This window comes from Escherichia sp. WS2035, from assembly GCF_046487065.1.
Classification (GTDB): Bacteria; Pseudomonadota; Gammaproteobacteria; order Enterobacterales; family Enterobacteriaceae; genus Escherichia; species Escherichia coli.
Genome location: NZ_JBJQKD010000002.1, coordinates 174,202 through 200,923, shown reverse-complemented (window position 1 = coordinate 200,923; position 26,722 = coordinate 174,202). Strand labels below are relative to the sequence as shown.

The following is a 26,722-nucleotide window of genomic DNA, read 5'->3' as shown; positions in this document are numbered from 1 at the left end:
AATTAACCCACGAGACGCTGATATTCTTTGGCAATTTCGCTCGCCAGAATGGCGTTATTAAAGACCAGTTGAATATTGGATTTCAGGCTATCACCGCCGGTTAGCTCCGCAACACGCGCCAGCAGGAACGGTGTACTCTCTTTCCCAATAACACCCTGTTCTTCGGCTTCAGCAACGGCTTGATCAATTGCTGCATTGATGGTTTCTTCTGGCATCGCAAACTGTTCCGGGATCGGGTTCGCTACCACCAGGCCGCCGTTCAAACCGGTTTGCCACTTCACTGCCATCGCGCGAGCAATTTCGCGGGCACTGTCGAGACGAATGCTGACATCAAATGGGCTGGTTCGGCAGAAAAACGCAGGCAGCGCTTTTGTCTGATAACCAATTAACGGTACACCGAAGGTTTCTAAATATTCTGTTGTTAATCCTAAATCGAGAATAGATTTTGCCCCCGCACAAACAACAGTGACATTGGTATTTGCCAGTTCCTGTAAATCGGCAGAAATATCGAAGGTATGTTCCGCTCCGCGATGCACACCACCAATACCTCCGGTTGCAAAAACTTTAATCCCAGCCAGTGCTGCAATAATCATGGTTGATGCAACGGTAGTCGCGCCATTTTTCCCTGCAGCAACGACAAAAGGTAAATCACGACGACTAACTTTCGTCACGTTATGTCCTTCACGGCCCAGCAATTCGATTTCTTCTTTACTTAAGCCCACTTTCATCACACCGCCAATAATGGCGATAGTGGCTGGTACTGCGCCCTGTTTACGAATTGTTTCTTCTACTTCAATTGCGGTTTGGGCATTTTGTGGGAATGGCATTCCGTGAGAAATTATGGTCGATTCCAGCGCAACAACCGGTTTTTTATTTTTTAAAGCATCCTGTACTTCAGCGGATATTTGTAATAATTCAGGGGACAGAGTTAATTCAGACATTCTGTGTTCTCCACTAACGATGTAACATTGGCAATTGATAATTCAGGGTTGTTGGTATATTCACAGGCAAGTGCCATTGACGAACATCCCTGCGCAAATCGAACAGAATCGATAAACGGCATACCGTCTACCCAACAGGAGGCCAGCCCCGCCATCATGGCGTCGCCTGCCCCAGTAACATTGATGACATTCGTTTTAATAGGGGCCGACCACCCACTTTCACCGTTGATATCACTGTAGTAAACGCCATCCCCTCCCATGCTCAGCACCAGGCGGTTCAGGCCGTGTTGATGAAACCAGGCGGCGACCTTTGCGACATCTTCACGTCCGGAAAGTGCAATTCCGCTCAACGTTTCGGCTTCAAGACGGTTAGGTTTTAACGTATGGATTTTGCTCAGATGATCGCGGATTTTGACGCATTTCCATGCCGATACCGGATCAATAAATACAGGCGTTTCCCCGCTATTTTCCAGAACCCAGACCAGCGCCTCTTCACTAAGGTTGCAATCCGCGACAATAACCTTTGCACCGCGAATAAACTCCTGATGCTGGGCAAGAAATTCTGCAGAAATACAGTCACTAATACTCATATCATTTATCGCGACAAGCATTTCTCCTGTATTATCGAGCAGTGATAAATAGCTGGATGTATTCTCACCCGGAACAATTAAGCATTTATCGACATAAACACCGGATTGATTAGTTTGCGCCAGTAATGATTGCCCATAAAAATCACCACCTACTGCACTTAAAAGCCAGGCATTTTTCCCCAGTAACGCCAGATTATGAGCGATATTCCTTCCCACGCCACCTGGGGTAAATTTAATTTTTCCGGGATTCGAATCCGCATAATTCAATGGATGATGTGAATACCCAGCCACATCAATATTCGCCGAGCCAATAATTACTATGTAGTCCTTTTCGCGCATAGCACGCCCCCTGGCAATAAATTGCCAACGAAGAAATTGGGTAAAATAGTCATTACAGTCAATAAGACTATTAGAGCATGTGTTCAGATTTAAACACATGTTCATAATAAGCATGTTTAACGTAATGTAAATCGATCAGAAAAAACGAAATCGGCCAGATATGAAGGCGGTCACAAAATTTGTCTATTTATGCAGCAACAAAAGAGAAAGTTGTGATGTGTAACACACAATATGGCAGGCAAGAAAAAGGGCAGAGATGTTTCTGCCCTCAGATTGTTGACAATGCGCGCTTTGTTCATGCTGGATGTGGCGTAAACGCCTTATCCGACCTACAAAAGCGCAAAAATTCAATATATTGCAGGGTTCATGTAGGTCTGATAAGCATAGCGCATCAGGCAATTTTGCGTTTGTCATCATCGGGGCAGAGATGTCTCATCCCCGATGATGAAGAGAAATTATGCGTTTTTTTCTACTATTTGTGTTTCCGGGCGTTTGAGGAAGGCATAGGCCAAACCCGCCACCAGCGTACCGGCAATAATTGCTACCAGGTAACCCAATACCGGCGTAATAGCGCCAGGGATCAGCAGAACAAACAGACCACCGTGCGGAGCCATCAGTTTCGCACCAATCGCCATTGAGATTGCGCCAGTCAGCGCCCCACCAACGATACAGCACGGTAGCACACGCATCGGATCACGAGCAGCAAACGGAATTGCACCTTCCGAAATAAAGCACAGACCAAGTACCAGAGCGGCTTTGCCACCTTCCTGCTGCGCTTTATCGAATTTACGACGCGCCACCATTGTTGCCAGACCCATTGCCAGCGGTGGCACCATACCTGCCGCCATAATCGCCGCCATCGGGCCATAGGTTTGAGTACTCAGCAGACCCACACCGAATGCGTACGCTGCTTTGTTTACCGGACCGCCCATGTCAGTACACATCATGCCACCGAGGATCGCCCCCAGCAGAACCGCATTCGCAGTCCCCATGGTCTGCAGCCAGTGAGTCAACCCATCGAGAATGCCAGCAACCGGTTTACCGATTAGGTAGATCATCGCCAGACCGACCACCAGACTGGAAATTAGCGGAATGATCAGGATCGGTTTCAGTGCCTCCATACTCTGTGGCAGTTTCAGTTGCGTACTGATTAACTTCGCAATGTAACCCGCCAGGAAGCCCGCAATAATACCGCCAATGAAGCCAGAACCGGTGCTAACCGCCAGCATACCGCCAATCAGACCCGGCGTGAGACCCGGACGATCGGCAATGGAGAAGGCAATATAACCTGCCAGTACCGGCACCATCAGCGCAAAGGCTGAACCACCACCAATCTGCATCAGCGCCGCTGCCAACGTACCCGGCTCTTTAAACGCTTCGATACCAAAAGCAAAAGAAAGCGCGATACACAGACCACCTGCAACAACCATCGGCAGCATGTAAGAGACGCCCGTCAGCAAGTGACGGTAAGCGCCTGCACTCTCTTTCTTACCTTCAGTGGTCGCTGTTTGAGCTTTGCCCGCTGGTTCATACGGCGTTGCTTCAGCAACCGCTTTATCCAGTTCCTGCGCAGTTTTCTTCAGCGCCAGACCGGTAGAGGTGCGATACATCGGTTTACCAGCAAATTTCGCCAGATCCACTTCGATATCTGCCGCCACAATCACCAGATCCGCTGCTGCGACTTCTTCAGGTGTGATTGCATTACCCGCGCCAACAGAACCACGGGTTTCAACTTTCACCCACCAGCCACGTTTTTTCGCTTCGGTTTCAATGGCTTCAGCCGCCATAAAGGTGTGTGCTACACCAGTCGGGCAAGCAGTCACCGCAACTACGCGTTTCGGACCGCTAGCAGCAACCGGTGCTGTCGCAGCGACCGGCGCAGTGTAAGGTTTCGCATGGCCTTTGGCTTCACTCAGGAACAGCTCAGGGTGCGCAACTGCCCGGGAAATATCGCCCAGCCAGACATTTTTACCGTTCAGCGCGCTGTCATTCGGGATGAAATCACCGAGAACAATCGCCATTTCTGCGTCGTTCGGATTGTCGATGATTTCCAGTTTTGCTTTTCGCGCCGCCGCGCCCAGCAGGGTCTTCGCCATATAGGCGCGTGCCTGACCGAGATTAGCGTCAATAATCAGCAGCGTTTTCATTATGCCTCTCCTGCTGTCAGTTAAAAGGTTGTAAGTCGACGCGCGCCATCATTGCGGCCAACTGCGGACGATCGGTAATACCCACATTGCTTTGACTTACCGCCAGGGCTGCAACAGCTGTCGCCAGACGCAGTGTGTGTTCACTGGATTCACGCATCAGCAAGCCATAAATCAGGCCACCAACCATAGAATCCCCTGCGCCAACGGTGCTTACGACATCGACTGACGGTGGTTTGGCGATCCATTCGCCGGAGGCATTAACCCAAAGCGCGCCTTCGGCACCCAGTGAAATAACAACATGCGCAATACCTTGTTCACGTAGCGCATGTGCAGCTTCAATCACATCTTTCATTTCAGGCAGTTTACGGCCTGCCCAGATTTCCAGCTCGCGGCGGTTAGGTTTCACCAGCCACGGTGCCGCTTTCAAACCTGCTACTAACGCTTCACGGCTACTATCAAAGATAATGCAAGGACACTGACTACGCAGGCGAGTCATCCAGTCGGTGAACGCTTCCGGGCTGACGCCTGACGGTAAGCTTCCGCTGACACAGACCATATCGAACTGACCGAGCCAGCTCAGAGAATCAGTCACAAAGCGTTCCCAGTCGGCGGGGGTAACTTCAAAACCCGAGAAGTTGAAGTCGGTCACTTCGCCGTCTTTTTCCGTCAGCTTAACGTTAATTCGGGTGCGCCCCTGTACAACCTGGAAACGGTTGGCAATGCCCAGCTCGCTGAACAGTTGCTGAAAACCATCCTGATTGTCTTTACCCAGGAAGCCGCCAACGGTGACATCAATTCCCAGGTCTTTTAATACTTTGGCCACGTTGATGCCTTTACCCGCCGCATGCAGACCGGTGGTTTTCACCAGGTTCACTTCGCCGCGTTCAATTTCCGGGCAGAAACCAACAAGGTCATAAGCCGGATTAAGGGTGATCGTAGCAACACGTCTGCTCATTATGCGCCCTCCCCAAGACCAGCAGCGATAGCGTCGCCAATGGCTTTCAGCGCCTGTTCAGCATCTGCACCCTGGGCGGTAAAGCGTAGGCGATGACCTTTCTTAACGCCAAGTGCCACAACTTTCATCAGACTACGTCCGTTTGCCGGTTTGCCGGTGCCATCAAGGTTTGTCACGGTAATATCACTGTTAAATTGTTTAATGGTATTGACCAGCATGGTACCTGGACGAGCATGCAGGCCGTGTTCATTGCGCACCACAAACTCCGCGCTTAACACGTCGTCGGTCGGCGCATCATCGCTGGTCAGCAGCGCCAGCAACGTTGCCGCATCCGCTTTCAGCAAGCGGTCAGCTTTATTATCGAGCAACAAATCAGCGAGACGCTTAAGAACCGCGATGGGCTGATCGTCATTCATTGCCACACTCACCAGCATGGCTGCCGTTTCGCCGTCCACATCAAAAGCATTTGCCGCACGGCTTACCGCAATCGCGCTACGCAGATTGCCTTCGGCGCTATCGCTCAGCCAGATACCCTGTCCGAGGTTCAGCGGTTGTTCATTGATGGCTTTGGTGACGAAAGTGGCGTCAACTGCCCCCGCTTCTTTCAGACGCGCAGCGTTCAGCGCCTGAAGAGTCAGCAGATCGCTGGCGACGATATCCAGCGTCAGCATTTCGTTGTCGAGCTTCAGCTGCTCACTCTGCTTTTCGCCCATCAGCAATGCGCGAAGTTCTTCTGCTGTTGTTGCTGACTTCAGTTGTTCAGCAACGGAATCATCGCTCAGTACGTGGGTCAGCTGGCGTAGCAGGCCCAGATGTTCATCCGAGCTGGCAGCAATACCGATCGCCACGTACGCTACCTGGCCGTCCCCCCAGGTGACGCCTTCCGGGAACTGAAATACCTGAACGCCGGTTTTCAGCACCTGATCGCGGGTGTCGGTAGTGCCGTGTGGAATAGCAATACCATTGCCGAGGAACGTTGAGGTTTGCTGTTCGCGCGCCAGCATGCCATTGACGTAGCCTTCAGCTACATTACCGGCCTGCACCAGCGCCGCAGCGACCTGGCGAATCGCCTCTTCTTTGTCTCCGGCCTTTTCGCCCGGATGGATGTCCTGTACAGATAACTGGAACATAGTTCTCCTCTCTTGCTGAATTGAAACGATTCAGCTTCTATGAGAAAAAAAGCGCCAACCTGGCTTAGGGTTAAAGACAAGATCGCGCTGAAACGTTTCAAGGAAGCATAATACTTCTGTTTCAGCGCGCAAGGAAAGCCGTAAAGTTATGAGCAAAAGTTTGATGTGCTGCACAATTTTTTGTCATTTTTCCTAATTGCTGATGGGAAAATCCGTTATCAGCAATTTCATTTCAGCAGTGTCAGCAGCCAATCAGCAACAGTGAAATGGCATTTTGATTATTCGTGGCGCTTTTGATTTCGCTGTCTGTTTATTTTCTGACAAGCAGCGTAAACTCCGCGTCTTCCTCTTCCAGTGATCGACCAGCATGCATAACTCCCCCACAGTCACCAGCGCGAAATCGTTTGACCTGACCTCGACGGCGTTTTTAATCGTTGCCTTTCTCACCGGTATTGCGGGCGCTCTGCAAACCCCGACACTCAGTATTTTTCTTACTGATGAAGTACATGCCCGTCCGGCGATGGTGGGATTCTTCTTTACCGGCAGCGCTGTCATTGGGATTCTGGTGAGTCAGTTTCTCGCCGGGCGCTCTGATAAGCGCGGCGATCGCAAATCGCTGATTGTCTTTTGCTGCCTGTTAGGCGTGCTGGCCTGCACCCTTTTTGCCTGGAATCGCAACTACTTTGTTTTGCTATTCGTTGGCGTCTTTCTTAGCAGCTTTGGCTCGACCGCTAACCCGCAAATGTTTGCCCTTGCCCGTGAACATGCTGACAAAACCGGACGTGAGGCGGTGATGTTCAGCTCTTTTTTACGCGCTCAGGTTTCACTGGCATGGGTCATTGGCCCACCGCTGGCTTATGCCTTAGCGATGGGTTTCAGCTTTACGGTAATGTATCTGAGCGCAGCGGTAGCGTTTATTGTTTGCGGCGTGATGGTGTGGCTGTTTTTGCCGTCGATGCAAAAAGAGCTTCCGCTGGCGACCGGCACGGTTGAAGCGCCGCGCCGTAACCGTCGCGATACGTTGCTGCTGTTTGTCATTTGTACATTGATGTGGGGCTCGAACAGCCTGTACATCATCAACATGCCGCTATTTATTATCAACGAACTGCATCTTCCCGAGAAACTGGCCGGTGTGATGATGGGGACCGCCGCCGGGCTGGAAATCCCGACCATGTTGATCGCCGGATATTTTGCCAAACGTCTGGGTAAGCGCTTCTTAATGCGCGTTGCTGCCGTGGGTGGCGTCTGTTTTTACGCAGGAATGCTGATGGCGCATTCACCTGTCATTCTGTTGGGCTTGCAGCTGCTAAATGCTATTTTTATTGGCATTCTTGGCGGCATCGGGATGCTCTATTTTCAGGATTTGATGCCCGGTCAGGCAGGTTCAGCCACCACGCTCTATACCAACACTTCGCGCGTGGGCTGGATCATCGCAGGATCAGTGGCGGGCATCGTCGCCGAGATCTGGAATTATCACGCTGTGTTCTGGTTTGCGATGGTGATGATTATCGCCACTCTGTTTTGCTTACTGCGAATTAAAGATGTTTAAGGCGCGGTCAACATTTCCAGATCGATAAGCCAGATCATGGCCTGCTGACGCGAGTTACCGCACATTTCAGCGCTGGCTTGTAAGCCTGCACAGACTTTCGGTCGCAGTGGCGAGGTGAAAATTTTACAGCGTTGCTGTTCATCAAGCTGAATGCAGGGAGTATTGGCGGGCTTGCCATCTGGCATACCGGGAATAGGGCTGGAAATTGAAGGGGCAGTGCAACACGCCCCGCAACCCGGACGGCATTCCATACGTTGTTCTCTTAAGGTTAACCACCGGATTGATGAGCGCGCACAGTACCACCTTTTTTGCACCAGCAAAAGTGCGAATACCACTTGCCCGAAAGGCCCGTCGCGAGTACTTTGTCGCGATATTTTTGACATTTTTGACTACAGGAATTTTTCGATGCCAAGAGCGAACGAAATTAAAAAAGGTATGGTACTGAATTACAACGGCAAACTGCTGCTGGTTAAGGACATTGATATTCAGTCGCCCACTGCCCGCGGTGCCGCTACGCTGTACAAAATGCGTTTTTCTGATGTCCGTACCGGGCTGAAAGTAGAAGAGCGTTTCAAAGGTGATGATATCGTTGACACCGTGACGCTGACCCGCCGTTACGTTGACTTCTCCTATGTCGATGGCAACGAATATGTCTTTATGGATAAAGAAGACTATACCCCGTATACCTTCACCAAAGATCAGATTGAAGAAGAGTTGCTGTTTATGCCTGAGGGCGGCATGCCGGACATGCAGGTGCTGACCTGGGACGGTCAGTTGCTGGCGCTTGAGCTGCCGCAGACCGTTGATCTGGAAATCGTTGAAACTGCACCAGGTATCAAAGGGGCATCTGCCAGCGCCCGTAACAAACCGGCGACATTGAGCACTGGTCTGGTGATTCAGGTACCAGAATACTTAAGCCCGGGCGAAAAAATTCGTATCCATATCGAAGAACGCCGTTATATGGGTCGTGCTGACTAACTTCAGCCGCATGCAGAAAAGGGATAGCTCAGGCTGTCCCTTTTTTAATTTATTATACCAATCTTCTATTTTGCGCTTCCTGAACACCTTACGCCCGCAATTTTCACTCGTTGATTGATCGCCCTCACACTTCATCGCATTAACAATCCAGACCAATTTCAATTGCTGTCATATAACTTTACACTGTCATTGTTAATTAATCGTTACTAAGACGTGACTCCTATGAATACAATCGCCTCCGTTACGCTCCCGCATCATGTACACGCTCCACGCTACGATCGACAGCAGTTGCAATCACGTATCGTTCATTTTGGCTTTGGAGCCTTTCACCGCGCACATCAGGCATTACTGACCGATCGTGTGCTGAATGCCCAGGGCGGCGACTGGGGGATCTGTGAAATCAGCTTGTTCAGCGGCGATCAACTGATGAGCCAGCTCCGCGCACAGAACCATTTATATACCGTGCTGGAGAAAGGTGCGGACGGCAATCAGGCGATAATTGTCGGTGCCGTTCACGAATGTCTGAATGCAAAACTGGATTCCTTAGCGGCAATTATTGAGAAATTTTGCGAGCCACAGGTGGCAATTGTTTCCCTGACAATTACCGAAAAAGGCTATTGTATTGACCCGGCCACCGGTGCACTCGACACCAGCAATCCGCGTATTATTCACGATCTACAAAACCCTGAAGAACCTCACTCCGCGCCAGGTATTCTCGTCGAAGCACTGAAACGCCGCCGTGAGCGCGGCCATACACCGTTTACCGTGCTCTCCTGCGACAATATTCCCGACAATGGCCATGTGGTGAAAAACGCGGTGCTGGGAATGGCAGAAAAACGTTCGCCAGAACTCGCCGGGTGGATAAAAGAACACGTCAGTTTTCCGGGAACCATGGTCGACCGCATTGTTCCGGCTGCAACAAACGAATCACTGGCGGAAATAAGCCAGCATCTGGGGGTGAATGATCCCTGCGCGATTAGCTGCGAACCGTTTATCCAGTGGGTGGTTGAAGATAACTTCGTCGCTGGGCGTCCTGCCTGGGAAGTCGCAGGTGTACAAATGGTGAATGATGTCCTGCCATGGGAAGAGATGAAACTGCGGATGCTTAATGGCAGCCACTCTTTTCTCGCTTATCTGGGTTACCTCTCAGGATTCGCCCATATCAGTGATTGCATGCAGGATCGCGCATTTCGCCATGCCGCCAGAACATTAATGCTGGATGAGCAAGCGCCGACACTGCGGATTAAAGATGTCGATTTAACACAATATGCGGATAAGTTAATTGCACGTTTTGCTAATCCGGCACTGAAACATAAGACCTGGCAAATCGCGATGGATGGCAGCCAGAAATTACCGCAACGCATGTTGGCAGGTATTCGCATACATCTGGGGCGCGAAACGGACTGGTCGTTGCTGGCATTAGGCGTTGCAGGCTGGATGCGTTACGTCAGCGGCGTTGATGATGCCGGAAATGCCATTGATGTTCGCGATCCGCTTAGCGATAAAATTCGTGAACTTGTTGCAGGCAGCAGCAGTGAACAACGCGTAACCGCCCTGCTTTCCCTGCGTGAAATTTTCGGTGATGATCTGCCAGATAACCCGCATTTTGTGCAGGTCATCGAACAAGCCTGGCAACAAATCGCACAATTCGGCGCGCATCAGGCGCTATTAAACACCCTCAAAATTTAACGATTTCTGCGGTTAAAGCGGATGAAGCTCGCCTTCGTCCGCTCTCCCCTTCTCTTTTCTGCCTTTTTTAGCCAGGATTAACGCTCAGTTAACTTACCAGAGTATTGCGGAGCCGTTGTGACCAGAACCAACCTCATCACCGGTTTTCTCGGCAGCGGGAAAACTACGTCGATTCTTCATCTGTTAGCCCATAAAGATCCCAACGAAAAATGGGCGGTACTGGTTAATGAATTTGGGGAAGTCGGAATTGATGGTGCTTTGCTCGCCGATAGCGGCGCACTGCTGAAAGAGATCCCCGGCGGTTGCATGTGCTGCGTTAATGGTTTACCCATGCAGGTAGGGTTGAATACCTTACTGCGTCAGGGAAAACCAGACCGCTTGTTGATAGAGCCGACCGGGCTGGGCCATCCGAAACAGATCCTCGATCTCTTAACCGCGCCAGTCTATGAACCGTGGATAGATCTGCGCGCCACGTTGTGCATTCTCGATCCACGCCTGCTGCTGGACGAAAAAAGCGCCAGCAATGAAAACTTCCGTGACCAGCTGGCTGCCGCAGACATTATTGTCGCCAATAAATCCGACCGTGCGACGCCCGAAAGTGAGCAAGCGCTAGAGCGCTGGTGGCAGCAAAATGGTGGCGATCGGCAATTAATTCACAGCGAGCATGGAAAAATTGACGGTCATCTTCTGGATTTGCCGCGTCGCAATTTAGCCGAGTTGCCCGCCAGCGCCGCGCATTCTCATCAGCATAGCGTGAAAAAAGGGTTAGCAGCGTTAAGCCTGCCAGAGCATCAACGCTGGCGTCGCAGTCTGAACAGCGGACAAGGGCATCAGGCCTGTGGCTGGATATTCGACGCTGATACGGTATTCGACACCATTGGTATTCTGGAATGGGCGCGACTTGCACCGGTGGAACGCGTCAAAGGCGTGCTGCGTATTCCCGAAGGGCTGGTGCGAATCAACCGTCAGGGCGATGACCTGCACATTGAAACGCAAAACGTTGCGCCACCGGACAGTCGTATTGAGCTGATTTCCAGCAGCGAAGCTGACTGGAATGCCTTGCAGAGCGCGCTGTTGAAGCTTCGTTTAGCGACTACCGCGTAAGGTTGCCTGCGTTTTTCAGTAAGATAATTAGAGAAAATATGATTAAAAATTTGCCGCAAATAGTGTTGTTGAATATTGTCGGCCTCGCGCTGTTTCTTTCCTGGTATATTCCCATTAATCATGGATTCTGGTTGCCGATTGATGCGGATATTTTTTATTTCTTTAATCAGAAACTGGTCGAAAGTAAGGCCTTTTTGTGGCTGGTTGCATTGACCAACAATCGCGCTTTCGACGGTTGTTCACTGCTGGCGATGGGAATGTTGATGCTGAGTTTCTGGCTGAAAGAAAACGCCCCAGGCAGACGACGTATCGTGATTATTGGTCTGGTCATGCTATTAACTGCAGTGGTATTAAACCAGCTGGGTCAGGCATTAATTCCTGTAAAACGGGCCAGTCCAACGTTGACTTTTACCAATATTAACCGCGTCAGCGAACTGCTCTCTGTTCCCACGAAAGATGCCTCACGAGATAGCTTTCCCGGCGATCACGGTATGATGCTGCTTATTTTTTCGGCATTCATGTGGCGTTATTTCGGCAAAGTTGCTGGCCTTATCGCCCTTATTATTTTTGTGGTTTTTGCGTTTCCCAGAGTAATGATTGGCGCACACTGGTTTACTGACATCATCGTCGGTTCCATGACCGTGATATTGATCGGTTTGCCCTGGGTGTTGCTGACGCCATTAAGTGATCGATTAATCACCTTTTTTGACAAATCACTACCTGGAAAAAACAAACATTTCCAAAACAAATAACTCACAGTAATTAACATCATCAGGTTTATTTTTATAGTGAGGATAATCCTGATGATGCGCCTCCTGCTTTCATCCATCGAGCGCAAAAATCATTCTCTAAGTAAATGAATGGATTGCATGCGTTTCACTCAATCGTACTTTAATTGACCAATCCCGCTGATTAACTTTCTGTATCACTTTTTCTTATAAAAAATCATGTAAAACCGCTCGCCAAGACCGCACCAATCGGGTAATCTCGAACTCGTTTTGCCTCGGCGGTAGATTATCCTCACAGCATATAATTTTGTGCGTTAGTCCACAGATTTGGCCTTAAGGAATTGTTTCAACATGCCCAGGTAATTAGTCTCGTGTCGCTTGGCATTTTTTTATAACGATATTTGTCGTTAAGGACTTCAAGGGAAAACAAACAACATGGTCAAATCTCAACCGATTTTGAGATATATCTTGCGCGGGATCCCCGCGATTGCAGTAGCGGTTCTGCTTTCTGCATGTAGTGCAAATAACACCGCAAAGAATATGCATCCTGAGACACGTGCAGTGGGTAGTGAAACATCATCACTGCAAGCTTCTCAGGATGAATTTGAAAACCTGGTTCGTAATGTCGACGTAAAATCGCGAATTATGGATCAGTATGCTGACTGGAAAGGCGTACGCTATCGTCTGGGCGGCAGCACTAAAAAAGGTATCGATTGTTCTGGTTTCGTACAGCGTACATTCCGTGAGCAATTTGGCTTAGAACTTCCGCGTTCGACTTATGAACAGCAGGAAATGGGTAAATCTGTTTCCCGCAGTAATTTGCGTACGGGTGATTTAGTTCTGTTCCGTGCCGGTTCAACGGGACGCCATGTCGGTATTTATATCGGCAACAACCAGTTTGTCCATGCTTCCACCAGCAGTGGTGTTATTATTTCCAGCATGAATGAACCATACTGGAAGAAGCGTTACAACGAAGCACGCCGGGTTCTCAGCCGCAGCTAATAAACCGTTTGGATGCAATCCCTTGGCTATCCTGACGAGTTAACTGAAAGCACTGCTTAGGCAGTGCTTTTTTGTTTTCATTCATCAGAGAAAATGATGTTTCCGCGTCTTGATCCAGGCTATAGTCCGGTCATTGTTATCTTTTAAATGTTGTCGTAATTTCAGGAAATTAACGGAATCATGTTTATACGCGCTCCCAATTCTGGACGTAAGCTCCTGCTTACCTGCATTGTTGCAGGCGTGATGATTGCGATACTGGTGAGCTGCCTTCAGTTTTTAGTGGCCTGGCATAAGCACGAAGTCAAATACGACACACTGATTACCGACGTACAAAAGTATCTCGATACCTATTTTGCCGACCTTAAATCCACTACTGACCGGCTCCAGCCGCTGACCTTAGATACCTGCCAGCAGGCTAACCCCGAACTGACCGCCCGCGCGGCGTTTAGCATGAATGTTCGTACGTTTGTGCTGGTAAAAGATAAAAAAACATTCTGTTCATCTGCAACTGGTGAGATGGACATTCCACTCAATGAATTGATTCCGGCGCTCGACATTAATAAAAACGTCGATATGGCGATCTTACCCGGCACGCCGATGGTGCCGAACAAACCCGCAATCGTCATCTGGTATCGCAACCCTTTGCTGAAAAATAGCGGCGTGTTTGCCGCTCTGAATCTCAACCTGACGCCTTCACTCTTTTATAGTTCACGGCAGGAAGATTACGATGGCCTCGCCCTCATTATTGGTAATACTGCGCTATCTACCTTTTCTTCACGTTTGATGAACGTTAATGAATTAACCGACATGCCGGTCCGTGAAACTAAAATTGCGGGCATTCCTCTGACCGTTCGGCTTTATGCAGATGACTGGACATGGAACGATGTGTGGTACGCATTTTTACTGGGTGGCATGAGTGGAACTTTCGTTGGACTTCTCTGCTATTACCTGATGAGTGTGCGTATGCGCCCAGGCAGAGAAATCATGACCGCCATCAAGCGCGAACAATTTTACGTGGTATATCAACCGGTGGTTGATACACAAGCTTTGCGGGTAACGGGCCTGGAAGTACTGCTACGCTGGCGGCATCCTGTAGCAGGAGAAATACCCCCGGATGCCTTCATTAACTTTGCCGAAGCGCAAAAGATGATTGTGCCACTGACTCAGCACCTGTTTGAGTTGATTGCCCGCGATGCCGCAGAATTAGAAAAAGTACTGCCGGTAGGCGTCAAATTTGGCATTAACATTGCGCCGGCCCACTTGCACAGCGAAAGCTTTAAAGCGGATATCCAGAAACTGCTCACTTCCCTGCCCGCACACCATTTCCAGATTGTGCTGGAAATTACCGAGCGCGATATGCTGAAAGAGCGAGAAGCCACACAACTCTTCGCCTGGCTGCATTCGGTCGGCGTAGAAATCGCTATTGATGACTTCGGCACCGGGCACAGCGCGCTTATCTATCTTGAGCGTTTTACGCTCGATTATCTGAAAATTGATCGTGGATTTATCAACGCCATCGGTACGGAAACGATCACTTCACCCGTACTTGACGCGGTGCTGACGCTGGCGAAACGTCTCAATATGCTGACAGTTGCTGAAGGGGTCGAAACGCCAGAACAGGCACGATGGCTAAGCGAACGCGGCGTTAATTTCATGCAAGGCTACTGGATTAGTCGCCCGTTACCGCTGGACGATTTTGTTCGCTGGCTGAAGAAACCGTATACGCCGCAGTGGTAAGGTGTGCTTACGTCCCTTATTATTCATAGTGAAAGCATGCCGGATTGCGGCTAATGATGAGTAAAAGGAAATCCGTTGCAGATGATTGTGCGCATACTGCTGCTGTTTATCGCTCTGTTCACCTTTGGTGCGCAGGCGCAGGCTATCAAGGAAAGCTATGCCTTTGCAGTACTGGGCGAACCCCGGTACGCATTTAATTTCAACCATTTTGATTATGTGAACCCCGCCGCGCCAAAAGGTGGGCAAATAACGTTGTCTGCCCTCGGCACCTTCGATAATTTCAACCGCTATGCACTGCGCGGCAATCCGGGCGCACGCACCGAGCAGCTGTACGACACGCTATTTACGACTTCCGATGACGAACCAGGCAGTTATTACCCGCTGATTGCTGAAAGCGCACGCTATGCTGACGATTATTCCTGGGTGGAGGTCGCTATTAATCCACGCGCCCGTTTTCATGATGGTTCGCCCATTACTGCCCGCGATGTAGAGTTTACTTTTCAAAAATTTATGACCGAAGGCGTGCCGCAATTTCGTCTGGTCTACAAAGGCACCACCGTCAAAGCCATTGCGCCGTTAACCGTGCGCATTGAGTTAGCTAAACCCGGCAAAGAAGATATGCTGAGTCTGTTTTCGCTGCCGGTATTTCCAGAAAAGTACTGGAAAGATCACAAACTTAGCGACCCGCTCGCCACGCCTCCGCTTGCCAGTGGTCCGTACCGCATTACGTCCTGGAAAATGGGGCAAAATATTGTCTATTCCCGCGTGAAAGATTACTGGGCAGCAAACTTACCGGTAAACCGTGGACGCTGGAATTTCGACACCATTCGCTACGATTATTACCTCGATGATAATGTCGCCTTTGAAGCGTTTAAAGCAGGAGCCTTTGATTTGCGTATGGAAAACGACGCCAAAAACTGGGCCACGCGCTATACCGGTAAAAATTTCGATAAAAAATACATCATCAAAGATGAGCAAAAGAACGAATCAGCCCAGGATACGCGCTGGCTGGCGTTTAATATCCAACGTCCGGTATTCAGCGATCGCCGGGTGCGGGAAGCGATCACTCTCGCCTTTGACTTTGAATGGATGAACAAGGCGTTGTTTTACAATACCTGGAGTCGCACGAACAGTTATTTTCAGAATACCGAATATGCGGCCAGAAATTACCCCGACGCCGCGGAACTGGTGCTTCTGGCACCAATGAAAAAAGATCTACCGCCAGAAGTCTTCACGCAAATCTACCAGCCGCCGGTATCCAAAGGCGATGGCTACGATCGTGACAACCTGTTAAAAGCCGACAAACTTCTCAACGAAGCAGGCTGGGTGCTGAAGGGTCAGCAACGCGTTAATGCCACAACAGGTCAGCCACTCAGCTTTGAATTATTGCTTCCCGCAAGCAGCAATAGTCAGTGGGTATTGCCGTTCCAGCACAGCCTGCAACGGCTGGGTATCAACATGGACATTCGCAAGGTGGATAACTCGCAAATCACCAACCGCATGCGCAGTCGCGACTATGACATGATGCCGCGCGTATGGCGGGCGATGCCGTGGCCCAGTTCCGATTTACAGATTTCCTGGTCATCGGAATATATCAATTCCACTTATAATGCCCCCGGCGTGCAAAGCCCGGTTATCGACTCGCTGATCAACCAAATTATTGCCGCGCAGGGAAATAAAGAAAAATTACTGCCGTTGGGACGAGCACTGGATCGCGTATTAACGTGGAATTATTACATGCTGCCAATGTGGTACATGGCGGAAGACCGTCTCGCCTGGTGGGATAAATTCTCCCAACCCGCTGTACGCCCAGTTTACAGCCTGGGTATTGATACCTGGTGGTATGACGTTAATAAAGCGACGAAACTGCCGTCAGCCAGACAACAGGGAGAGTAGATGGGCGCTTATCTGATCCGCCGTCTGTTGCTGGTGATCCCAACGCTATGGGCGATTATCACTATCAACTTTTTCATCGTGCAAATTGCGCCTGGCGGTCCGGTCGACCAGGCCATCGCCGCCATTGAGTTTGGCAATGCCGGAGTATTACCCGGCGCAGGCGGTGAAGGTGTTCGCGCCAGCCATGCGCAAACGGGCGTCGGCAATATCAGCGACAGTAATTACCGTGGCGGACGCGGATTAGATCCAGAAGTGATCGCCGAGATCACTCATCGCTACGGTTTCGATAAGCCGATCCACGAACGTTACTTCAAAATGCTCTGGGACTACATCCGTTTTGATTTTGGCGACAGCCTTTTTCGCAGCGCCTCGGTGCTGACGCTGATTAAAGACAGTCTGCCGGTCTCCATCACCCTCGGATTGTGGAGCACGCTGATTATCTATCTGGTGTCGATTCCGTTAGGCATTCGCAAAGCTGTTTATAATGGGAGCCGTTTTGACGTCTGGAGTAGTGCATTTATCATCATCGGCTACGCCATTCCGGCCTTTTTGTTTGCCATCCTGCTGATTGTCTTCTTCGCGGGCGGCAGCTATTTCGATCTGTTCCCTCTGCGCGGCCTGGTTTCCGCTAACTTTGATTCGCTGCCGTGGTATCAGAAAATCACCGATTATCTGTGGCATATCACGCTGCCGGTGCTGGCGACAGTGATTGGCGGCTTTGCGGCTCTGACCATGCTGACAAAAAACTCATTCCTTGATGAAGTGCGTAAGCAATACGTGGTGACGGCACGTGCGAAAGGGGTAAGTGAAAAAAATATTCTCTGGAAACATGTGTTCCGCAACGCCATGCTGCTGGTGATTGCCGGTTTTCCGGCGACGTTTATCAGCATGTTTTTTACCGGCTCGCTGCTGATTGAGGTGATGTTTTCACTCAATGGTCTTGGCTTACTGGGCTACGAAGCGACCGTCTCGCGCGATTATCCTGTAATGTTTGGTACCTTGTATATTTTCACCCTGATTGGCCTGCTGCTGAATATTGTCAGTGATATCAGCTATACGCTGGTCGATCCGCGTATAGACTTTGAGGGACGTTAATGTCGCGACTCAGCCCCGTCAATCAGGCCCGTTGGGCGCGTTTTCGCCATAACCGTCGCGGCTACTGGTCGTTATGGATTTTCCTCCTCTTGTTTGGTTTGAGTTTGTGTTCTGAACTTATCGCCAACGATAAACCGTTGCTGGTGCGTTATGACGGCAGTTGGTATTTCCCGTTGTTGAAAAACTACAGCGAAAGCGATTTTGGCGGCCCGCTGGCAAGTCAGGCTGATTATCAGGACCCGTGGCTGAAACAACGACTGGAAAATAACGGCTGGGTACTGTGGGCACCGATTCGCTTTGGTGCTACCAGTATCAACTTTGCTACCGATAAGCCCTTCCCTTCTCCACCCTCCCGGCAAAACTGGCTGGGAACGGATGCCAATGGCGGCGATGTGCTGGCGCGCATTCTCTATGGCACGCGGATCTCAGTTCTGTTTGGCCTGATGCTGACCCTCTGCTCCAGCGTGATGGGTGTGCTGGCGGGGGCGCTACAAGGCTATTACGGTGGTAAAGTCGATCTCTGGGGGCAACGTTTTATTGAAGTATGGTCGGGGATGCCGACGCTGTTTTTGATTATTTTACTTTCCAGCGTCGTACAGCCTAACTTCTGGTGGCTGCTGGCAATTACTGTCTTGTTTGGCTGGATGAGTCTGGTCGGCGTGGTGCGGGCGGAGTTTTTACGTACCCGTAATTTCGACTACATCCGCGCGGCGCAGGCGCTTGGCGTCAGCGATCGCAGTATCATCCTGCGTCATATGTTGCCAAATGCCATGGTCGCTACCCTCACTTTTTTACCGTTTATTTTATGTAGTTCGATAACCACCCTGACCTCACTCGATTTCCTCGGCTTCGGTCTGCCGCTCGGTTCACCGTCACTCGGCGAACTCCTGTTACAAGGGAAAAATAACCTTCAGGCCCCGTGGCTTGGGATCACCGCCTTCTTATCGGTGGCGATATTGTTGTCTTTGCTGATCTTTATTGGTGAAGCCGTCCGCGACGCATTTGATCCTAATAAGGCGGTGTAGCATGACGCAAACTCTGTTAGCGATTGAAAATTTGTCGGTGGGTTTTCGCCATCAGCAAACTGTTCGTACCGTAGTGAATGATGTGTCACTACACATTGAGGCTGGCGAAACGCTGGCGCTGGTAGGTGAGTCTGGTTCAGGTAAGAGCGTTACCGCGCTGTCAATTTTACGCCTGCTCCCTTGCCCGCCGGTTGAATATCTCTCCGGCGATATTCGTTTTCATGGCGAATCGCTGCTTCATGCCAGCGATCAAACGTTGCGCGGTGTACGCGGTAATAAGATCGCCATGATTTTTCAGGAGCCGATGGTGTCGTTAAATCCATTACATACCCTGGAAAAACAGCTTTATGAAGTGCTTTCACTCCACCGCGGGATGCGTCGGGAAGCGGCTCGTGGCGAAATTCTTAACTGCCTTGATCGCGTCGGTATCCGCCAGGCGGCAAAACGGCTGACAGATTATCCGCATCAGCTCTCCGGCGGCGAACGCCAGCGGGTGATGATTGCGATGGCGCTGTTAACGCGACCGGAATTATTAATTGCCGATGAACCAACCACCGCGCTGGACGTCTCTGTCCAGGCGCAGATTTTACAGCTGTTGCGCGAACTGCAAGGCGAGCTGAATATGGGTATGCTGTTTATTACTCATAACCTCAGCATTGTTAGAAAACTGGCCCACCGCGTGGCGGTAATGCAAAACGGTCGCTGTGTCGAGAAAAATAACGCCGCTACGCTATTTGCCTCACCCACTCATCCTTACACACAAAAGCTACTCAACAGTGAACCATCTGGCGACCCGGTGCCATTGCCAGAACCTGCCTCAACGTTGCTGGATGTTGAACAACTTCAGGTTGCCTTCCCCATTCGCAAAGGGATTTTGAAGCGCATTGTGGATCATAATGTGGTGGTGAAAAACATCAGTTTTACGCTACGGGCGGGTGAAACACTGGGTTTAGTGGGCGAGTCCGGTTCCGGGAAAAGCACGACGGGACTGGCGCTGCTGCGACTGATTAACTCTCATGGCAGCATCGTCTTTGACGGTCAGCCACTGCAAAATTTAAATCGCCGCCAGCTGTTACCTATTCGTCATCGCATTCAGGTGGTATTTCAGGATCCAAACTCCTCACTCAACCCACGACTCAACGTTTTGCAAATTATTGAGGAAGGCTTACGGGTTCACCAGCCGACGCTTTCTGCCGCACAACGCGAACAACAAGTGATAGCCGTGATGCATGAAGTGGGATTAGATCCTGAAACACGCCACCGTTATCCGGCGGAGTTCTCTGGTGGTCAGCGGCAACGTATTGCGATTGCCAGGGCGTTAATTCTTAAGCCCTCGCTGATCATTCTTGATGAACCAACATCATCACTCGACAAAACGGTGCAGGCGCAAATATTGACGCTATTGAAATCATTGCAACAAAAGCATCAACTGGCCTATTTGTTTATCAGCCACGATTTGCACGTTGTCCGCGCGTTATGTCATCAGGTTATCGTACTGCGACAAGGGGAAGTAGTGGAACAAGGACCGTGCGCGCGCGTGTTTGCCGCACCGCAGCAGGAGTATACGCGTCAGCTACTGGCGTTGAGCTGACGCTTAAAAAGGATTGTAGTTTGAAAAGGGTTCGGCAATTGCCACACCAAAATTTTTCAATCGGCATGTTGCAGCAAATTCGTCCTGGCGATTTACAAACAGGCACGGCTCACCTTCACACTCCAGCACCGAACATGGAACTTCGATGTCGCTTAACGCCTGGCTTAGTTTGTACATCACCGACCATGCATTATCACCATCCGGGCTAAGCAATTTAAGCGCCACCAGGCTGTTGTCACCGCACGGTCCATTTTGCGGAATCGGTTCAACCTTCGAACCTGCGAAACCAGCAGACCAGCGATAGTTCTGCGGCAGTCGATGGACGATTGAGAGTTGTAATGAAGTCACTTATTTTCCCCGGAAGTACATTTTACTTCACAATTTATTTACATCAATTTTAACACATCATCAACAATCCGTCTTTATACAGATCGTAAAGATTGATGCCTCGCCTGCGTGGCCTATATGGCTCTGATTTAAATAATATCTGCGGGCGTGGTCACGTTTGCGGGGCTATATGTACCCGTTTCTGCGATCTAACTCAACCTTTTTAACTACAATGATGTGACTTTTTACATAAATTGATTTTACATAAAATAAACATATATCGGGGGAATGATAGATTTGTGGTTGACATGCATCAACAAAGGAAGCCTTTTAGCTTCCTCGTTGTGCAATAGATCACCGTTTTTTCGGCCGACTGGCGTACAGACAGAAGAGAATGGAGCTGGTTGCACAGAATGCAATTGACCAAATCATCGGCCATGCAGAGTTAAAGGTCGCAAGAGAAAGTAATGCGCCAACAATTGCCCCTATGCCGAAACGGAAGGTTCCTGCCAGCGAAGATGCCGTTCCCGCCATATGGGGAAACTCATCAAGAATGACCGCCATCGCATTGGATGACACCATCGACACGCAGCCCACAAACGCCGCAACGCCAACCACCAGCGACCAGAATCCCAGCCCCAGCAGTGCACTGATGACCATCCACGCTGCCATAATAAACTGTATCCACAACCCCGAGCGGAACATATTTAACGCGCCAATACGGCGGACGAAGCGGCTGTTAAAGATGGTCATCACGAACAGAAAAAGAATGTTTAGCGCAAAGTAATAACCAAAGTTTTCCGGCGCGACGTGGTTGATTTCAATGTAGACAAACGGTCCGGCGCTTAAGAATGAGAACATCCCGGCAAAGCTGAAACCGCTGGCCAGCATATAACTCAGGACACGCTTATGACGGAACAGCGCCGCAAAGTTACCAATAGTGGTACGAATGTGAAAAGGCTGGCGACGCTCCGGTGGTAAGGTTTCTTTGATCAGAAAGAAGATCATTGCCGAAGCCAGAATCGCCGCCACGGCGAGGATCCAGAAGATGTAATGCCAGCTCAGCCACACCAGCACCCAGCCGCCAACTATCGGTGCCATCAGCGGTGCAATGGTCGTCACCAGCATGACAAACGACATCATCCGTGAGAACTCTTCTTTCGGGTAGATATCACGCATCAAAGCGTTGATAACCACGCTGGCCGCAGCCGCAGCCAGCCCGTGGAAGAAACGCATCACAATCAGCTGATCGATGGTTTGTGCCAACGCACACGCCACCGCGGCGGCGGCAAACACCAGCGTACCGCCAAGAACCACCGGCTTACGCCCGAAGCTGTCTGCCATCGGCCCGTAGATTAACTGCCCCAACGCAAAGCCCAGAATATAAGTACTGAGGGTCATCTGCGTACTGCCCGCCGGTACACCAAACTGCGCTGAAATTACCGGTAGCGCAGGCAGATACATATCAATCGACAGCGGCATCAACATGGCCAGCAGGCCAAGGATAAAAACAATAGCAAACGACGAATGCTGTCGGGTGGTCACAACGGGCTCCTGAAAGTCATTGAAAAGTTAGACGACGCTGGCAATTTCTTCTTCAGTTAACGGACGATATTCACCGGGGGCTAAATCAGCATCCAGCGTAATACCGCCAATACGTTCACGATGCAGCTCAACCACATGGTTACCCACGGCGGCGAACATACGTTTCACCTGATGATAACGCCCTTCGCTGATGGTCAAACGAACCTGCGTTGGGGTAATCACTTCCAGCACCGCCGGCTTAGTGAGATCTTTTTCGTTATGCAGCTGCACGCCTTTAGCAAATTGCTCTGCCGTATCGTCAGCTACGGGTGATTCCAGCGTCACCAGATAGGTCTTCTCGCAATGATGGCGCGGGGAAGTAATGCGGTGCGACCACTGACCATCATCTGTCATTAGTACCAGACCGGTGGTATCGATATCCAGACGCCCTGCAGCGTGCAGTTTCCACGCTACCGGTTCATCAAGAAAATAGAGCACCGTTGGGTGATCCGGGTCGTCCGTGGAGCAAACATAGCCCTGAGGCTTATTGAGCATGAAGTAACGTGGACCGTGTTGCTGCGCCAGCGGGTTGCCATCGTAAGCGACATCATGTTCAGGGAGCAGTTTGAACGCTGCATTACGGACGATTTCGCCATCGACGGTGACACGATTGCCGCGGATTTCACGCCCGGCAATAGCACGGCTAACGCCGAGTTGCTGTGCGATAAATTTATCAAGTCGCATGTGTGTGATTTTGCCTGTAAAAAACGGAGGTCGGGTAATGACCCGAAAATCTGAACTGTTGTCTGCCCAGTATAGCGGTCTAATAACTTCCCTCAAGGGAAAAAGATCCGTGGCATACTATTAGCAGAATAATCTACCTACGCGAGACCATGATTTTTACACTCCGCCCATATCAGCAAGAAGCCGTGGATGCCACGCTCAACCATTTTCGTCGTCATAAAACCCCTGCCGTAATCGTGCTGCCCACCGGTGCAGGTAAAAGCCTGGTGATAGCGGAACTGGCGCGGCTGGCGCGTGGTCGCGTGCTGGTGCTGGCACACGTTAAAGAACTGGTGGCACAAAACCATGCAAAATATCAGGCGCTGGGGCTGGAAGCCGATATTTTTGCCGCCGGGCTAAAGCGCAAAGAGAGCCACGGTAAAGTGGTATTTGGCAGCGTGCAGTCGGTCGCCCGTAATCTTGATGCCTTTCAGGGTGAATTTTCGCTGTTGATTGTCGATGAATGCCACCGTATTGGTGACGATGAAGAGAGCCAATATCAGCAAATCCTCACTCACCTGACCAAAGTGAATCCCCACTTACGCCTGCTGGGGCTGACTGCCACGCCTTTTCGACTGGGCAAAGGCTGGATCTACCAGTTCCATTATCACGGCATGGTACGCGGCGATGAGAAAGCCCTTTTCCGTGACTGCATTTATGAGCTGCCGCTGCGTTATATGATTAAACACGGCTATCTGACGCCGCCAGAACGGCTGGATATGCCAGTAGTGCAATACGATTTCAGCCGCTTGCAGGCACAGAGTAACGGACTGTTCAGCGAAGCCGATCTCAACCGCGAGCTGAAAAAACAGCAACGCATTACGCCACACATCATCAGCCAAATCATGGAGTTTGCTGCAACGCGCAAAGGGGTGATGATTTTCGCCGCGACGGTCGAACACGCAAAAGAGATAGTGGGATTACTGCCTGCCGAAGATGCAGCACTGATTACTGGCGACACACCCGGCTCTGAGCGCGATGTGTTAATTGATGATTTTAAAGCCCAGCGTTTTCGCTATCTGGTCAACGTCGCGGTACTGACCACCGGATTTGACGCCCCGCACGTCGATCTTATCGCCATTCTGCGCCCTACCGAATCGGTGAGTCTTTACCAACAAATTGTCGGGCGCGGTCTGCGCCTGGCCCCCGGCAAGACTGATTGCTTAATTCTTGATTATGCGGGTAACCCTCACGATCTCTACGCGCCGGAAGTTGGTACACCGAAAGGCAAAAGTGACAACGTTCCGGTACAGGTTTTCTGCCCTGCCTGCGGTTTTGCCAACACCTTTTGGGGGAAAACGACCGCCGACGGGACATTGATTGAACACTTTGGTCGTCGCTGTCAGGGATGGTTTGAAGATGACGACGGACATCGCGAACAGTGTGACTTCCGTTTCCGTTTTAAAAATTGCCCGCAATGTAACGCTGAAAATGATATTGCCGCCCGCCGTTGCCGCGAGTGTGACACCATTCTGGTTGACCCGGATGATATGTTAAAAGCGGCGCTACGACTGAAAGACGCGCTGGTATTACGCTGTAGCGGCATGTCTTTGCAGCATGGGCACGACGAAAAAGGCGAATGGTTGAAAATCACCTATTACGATGAAGACGGCGCGGATGTGAGTGAGCGTTTCCGTCTGCAAACGCCCGCCCAGCGAACTGCCTTCGAGCAGCTTTTTATCCGCCCGCATACGCGCACACCGGGCATCCCGCTGCGCTGGATCACCGCCGCCGATGTCCTCGCCCAGCAAGCCTTATTGCGACACCCGGATTTTGTCGTCGCCCGCATGAAAGGCCAGTACTGGCAAGTGCGTGAAAAAGTGTTCGATTACGAAGGTCGTTTTCGTCGGGCGCACGAATTACGCGGTTAATGGTAGTTTTGATTGATGTATAAGGCGATTGAGTATAGAATCTCGCCCGCTTTTGCATACGCAAAGCAGATCACTTACCTGTTGCTGGGTCGCCTGTAGCAGGATTAATTTAAGAGAGAAAGAAATGTTTACTATCAACGCAGAAGTACGTAAAGAGCAGGGTAAGGGTGCGAGCCGCCGCCTGCGTGCCGCTAACAAGTTCCCGGCAATCATCTACGGTGGCAAAGAAGCGCCGCTGGCTGTCGAACTGGATCACGACAAAGTCATGAACATGCAAGTTAAAGCTGAATTCTACAGCGAAGTTCTGACCATCGTTGTTGACGGTAAAGAAATCAAAGTTAAAGCTCAGGACGTACAGCGTCACCCGTACAAACCGAAGCTGCTGCACATCGACTTCGTTCGCGCTTAATTGCTGAATAAGTTGTAAAAAACCCCGCTCCGGCGGGGTTTTTTGTCTCTGCAAATTATGCCTGATTACGGTATTGCTATTTTTTGCAGGCCAGATAAGGCGTTCACGCCGCATCTGGCATTCAGAACACAAAACCGATTAATTGCCGCCAGACGTCCGGCGCTGCAATTGATCGCGCAAGTTCGGCGGCGTGCCTTTAATGGTCAGGGTATCGGTTGCTGGATCCCAGAAGATGCGTTCACCTAACAGCATCGCATCAAAGTTAATAGTCAAGCCACCGCCGCTACCGGCAAACTTCGTCAACTGACGCAGTGTGCTACGGTCTGCCGGGAAGCTCTCTTCCAGTTCGTAGCCTTTTTCAGCCGCAAACTCCGTGAAGCTCACTTCGCTGACGCCTGCCAGCTCTTTCGACAGCGATTCCAGTTCAATCTCTTCACCTGCCTGTAGCTGCTCATTACAGTAGCTATAAACCTGCTGGCGCACGTTCTGTCGCTCTGCTTTATCCAGTTGTGCTTCGGCAGTGAAATCATCGACCGCTTGCAACAGCCCACGGTTTTGCGCTTTCGCGTTTAACCCTTCGCTGGCACCGAGGAAATCCATAAAGAAATCCGCCACTTTGCGCCCTACTCGCCCTTTCAGGAAAGTGAGATAGCGGGTCGACTCTGGATTGGTTTCCCACTCGGTTAAATCGATACGCGCAACAATATCCGCATGATTGATATCAAGATAATGGGTTGGGTTGATGTCGAGATTTTCGTTAACACGCATACTGCTCAGGTTGCTCAGAACTGCCACCAGCAGATACTCCACCGCCAGATAGCGATAGTGGCAAAACAGCACGAATCCACCGTCAGCAAAAGGATATTTCGCTAATTCGTCACGCAGGCGACCGGTTGCCGCGCGGCTAAATGCCAGAAAGTCCTCTTCGCCCTGACGCTGTAAGCGCAGCGTCTGCGCCAGTTCACTCTCTTCGCTAAACAAGCCGTAAGCTTTATTTTTGGCGCTATAGACCCGATGCAGTTCTGCCACCATCTCAACGACGGTTTCCGTCGGTTCCAGCAATGAATCGCGCAACACCAGCTCAAGGTTCTGCTCATCACGCTTGATAAGCTGGTGCAGAGCAATCTGGTTGATATCCAGACTCATGATAAACTCTCCTTTAAGACCGGGCGGTATTCAACCACCGCCGGTTAAGCGACGCAATAAAAGATGGCGGTCATTTTACAGAAGGCGGCGTAACGAGAATGATTTAACGCATAAAAAAGCAGAAAAAAAACCGTTGCTACGGTAATATGTTGCCCTTTCATCAACT

Annotated in this window: 23 protein-coding genes; 13 read left to right on the top strand and 10 right to left on the bottom strand. The window is 50.5% G+C overall.

The features are described 5' to 3' along the window. Positions 1-2 precede the first annotated feature (2 nt). The 5 genes from psuG to fruB form a co-directional block, all read right to left on the bottom strand. Complete coding sequence (gene psuG / locus ACJHX4_RS05700; protein WP_001293146.1) at positions 3-941, bottom strand: pseudouridine-5'-phosphate glycosidase; 939 nt, start codon at positions 939-941, stop codon at positions 3-5. Further along, positions 929-1,870 carry a pseudouridine kinase gene (locus ACJHX4_RS05695; RefSeq protein ID WP_001207098.1) on the bottom strand — a complete coding sequence of 314 codons (942 nt, stop codon included), beginning with the start codon at positions 1,868-1,870 and terminating at the stop codon, positions 929-931. Before ACJHX4_RS05695 ends, psuG begins: the two co-directional genes overlap by 13 nt. 455 nt (positions 1,871-2,325) lie before the next feature. After that, positions 2,326-4,017, bottom strand: coding sequence for a PTS fructose transporter subunit IIBC (gene fruA, locus ACJHX4_RS05690; protein ID WP_000854422.1), 1,692 nt, complete (start codon positions 4,015-4,017; stop codon positions 2,326-2,328). A gap of 16 nt (positions 4,018-4,033) precedes the next feature. Beyond that, positions 4,034-4,972, bottom strand: a complete 939-nt coding sequence (gene fruK, locus ACJHX4_RS05685; RefSeq protein WP_000091263.1) for a 1-phosphofructokinase — start codon at positions 4,970-4,972, stop codon at positions 4,034-4,036. Further along, positions 4,972-6,102: a fused PTS fructose transporter subunit IIA/HPr protein gene (gene fruB, locus ACJHX4_RS05680; RefSeq protein WP_000487246.1), complete on the bottom strand. Its 1,131-nt coding sequence runs from the start codon at positions 6,100-6,102 to the stop codon at positions 4,972-4,974. Before fruB ends, fruK begins: the two co-directional genes overlap by 1 nt. A 367-nt stretch (positions 6,103-6,469) precedes the next feature. On the opposite strand from fruB, the gene setB reads away from it, so the two are divergent. Next, on the top strand, positions 6,470-7,651 hold the full coding sequence (setB, locus tag ACJHX4_RS05675; protein ID WP_000552003.1) for a sugar efflux transporter SetB: 1,182 nt from the start codon (positions 6,470-6,472) through the stop codon (positions 7,649-7,651). Here the strand turns inward: setB and ACJHX4_RS05670 are convergent. Further along, positions 7,648-7,902 carry a YkgJ family cysteine cluster protein gene (locus ACJHX4_RS05670; protein WP_001296237.1) on the bottom strand — a complete coding sequence of 85 codons (255 nt, stop codon included), beginning with the start codon at positions 7,900-7,902 and terminating at the stop codon, positions 7,648-7,650. The genes setB and ACJHX4_RS05670 overlap by 4 nt on opposite strands. Before the next feature lie 154 nt (positions 7,903-8,056). Between ACJHX4_RS05670 and yeiP the strand changes: the two genes are divergently transcribed. From yeiP to yejF, 10 genes are all read left to right on the top strand, one after another. Next, positions 8,057-8,629, top strand: a complete 573-nt coding sequence (gene yeiP, locus ACJHX4_RS05665) for an elongation factor P-like protein YeiP (protein ID WP_001136827.1) — start codon at positions 8,057-8,059, stop codon at positions 8,627-8,629. A gap of 222 nt (positions 8,630-8,851) precedes the next feature. After that, positions 8,852-10,318 (top strand): mannitol dehydrogenase family protein, encoded by a 1,467-nt coding sequence (locus tag ACJHX4_RS05660; protein ID WP_001296238.1) that lies wholly within the window; start codon positions 8,852-8,854, stop codon positions 10,316-10,318. A gap of 117 nt (positions 10,319-10,435) precedes the next feature. Next, positions 10,436-11,422, top strand: a complete 987-nt coding sequence (yeiR, locus tag ACJHX4_RS05655; protein WP_000198798.1) for a zinc-binding GTPase YeiR — start codon at positions 10,436-10,438, stop codon at positions 11,420-11,422. A gap of 38 nt (positions 11,423-11,460) precedes the next feature. Next, entirely contained in the window at positions 11,461-12,174 is a 714-nt protein-coding gene (gene lpxT / locus ACJHX4_RS05650) for a Kdo(2)-lipid A phosphotransferase (RefSeq protein WP_001296239.1), read from the top strand. A gap of 411 nt (positions 12,175-12,585) precedes the next feature. Continuing rightward, a complete protein-coding gene (gene mepS, locus ACJHX4_RS05645) occupies positions 12,586-13,152 on the top strand; it encodes a bifunctional murein DD-endopeptidase/murein LD-carboxypeptidase (protein ID WP_000241011.1) in 567 nt (188 codons plus the stop codon). 180 nt (positions 13,153-13,332) lie between these two features. Next, positions 13,333-14,889, top strand: a complete 1,557-nt coding sequence (locus ACJHX4_RS05640; RefSeq protein ID WP_000470587.1) for a cyclic di-GMP phosphodiesterase — start codon at positions 13,333-13,335, stop codon at positions 14,887-14,889. Positions 14,890-14,970: 81 nt separating this feature from the next. Then, positions 14,971-16,785, top strand: a complete 1,815-nt coding sequence (locus tag ACJHX4_RS05635; RefSeq protein ID WP_001531831.1) for an extracellular solute-binding protein — start codon at positions 14,971-14,973, stop codon at positions 16,783-16,785. Continuing rightward, positions 16,786-17,880 (top strand): microcin C ABC transporter permease YejB, encoded by a 1,095-nt coding sequence (locus tag ACJHX4_RS05630; protein WP_000501604.1) that lies wholly within the window; start codon positions 16,786-16,788, stop codon positions 17,878-17,880. It begins immediately after the preceding gene. Beyond that, positions 17,880-18,905: an ABC transporter permease gene (locus tag ACJHX4_RS05625; protein WP_000088892.1), complete on the top strand. Its 1,026-nt coding sequence runs from the start codon at positions 17,880-17,882 to the stop codon at positions 18,903-18,905. Before ACJHX4_RS05630 ends, ACJHX4_RS05625 begins: the two co-directional genes overlap by 1 nt. A 1-nt stretch (position 18,906) precedes the next feature. Further along, positions 18,907-20,496, top strand: a complete 1,590-nt coding sequence (gene yejF / locus ACJHX4_RS05620; RefSeq protein ID WP_000194884.1) for a microcin C ABC transporter ATP-binding protein YejF — start codon at positions 18,907-18,909, stop codon at positions 20,494-20,496. 3 nt (positions 20,497-20,499) lie between these two features. On the opposite strand, the gene ACJHX4_RS05615 is transcribed toward yejF, so the two are convergent. The 3 genes from ACJHX4_RS05615 to rsuA form a co-directional block, all read right to left on the bottom strand. Further along, complete coding sequence (locus ACJHX4_RS05615) at positions 20,500-20,844, bottom strand: YejG family protein (protein WP_000202798.1); 345 nt, start codon at positions 20,842-20,844, stop codon at positions 20,500-20,502. A 333-nt stretch (positions 20,845-21,177) separates the two neighbouring features. Further along, positions 21,178-22,368, bottom strand: a complete 1,191-nt coding sequence (bcr, locus tag ACJHX4_RS05610) for a multidrug efflux MFS transporter Bcr (protein WP_000213379.1) — start codon at positions 22,366-22,368, stop codon at positions 21,178-21,180. A gap of 27 nt (positions 22,369-22,395) precedes the next feature. After that, positions 22,396-23,091, bottom strand: a complete 696-nt coding sequence (gene rsuA / locus ACJHX4_RS05605) for a 16S rRNA pseudouridine(516) synthase RsuA (protein WP_001234850.1) — start codon at positions 23,089-23,091, stop codon at positions 22,396-22,398. Between the two features lie 149 nt (positions 23,092-23,240). Here rsuA and ACJHX4_RS05600 point away from each other — a divergent pair, with 149 nt between their 5' ends. Continuing rightward, positions 23,241-25,001, top strand: coding sequence for a DEAD/DEAH box helicase (locus ACJHX4_RS05600; RefSeq protein WP_000578064.1), 1,761 nt, complete (start codon positions 23,241-23,243; stop codon positions 24,999-25,001). A 124-nt stretch (positions 25,002-25,125) separates the two neighbouring features. Further along, positions 25,126-25,410: a 50S ribosomal protein L25 gene (gene rplY / locus ACJHX4_RS05595; RefSeq protein WP_000494186.1), complete on the top strand. Its 285-nt coding sequence runs from the start codon at positions 25,126-25,128 to the stop codon at positions 25,408-25,410. A 138-nt stretch (positions 25,411-25,548) separates the two neighbouring features. Here rplY and yejK read toward each other — a convergent pair whose 3' ends face one another. After that, complete coding sequence (gene yejK, locus ACJHX4_RS05590) at positions 25,549-26,556, bottom strand: nucleoid-associated protein YejK (RefSeq protein ID WP_000050789.1); 1,008 nt, start codon at positions 26,554-26,556, stop codon at positions 25,549-25,551. Between the last annotated feature and the right edge of the window lie 166 nt (positions 26,557-26,722).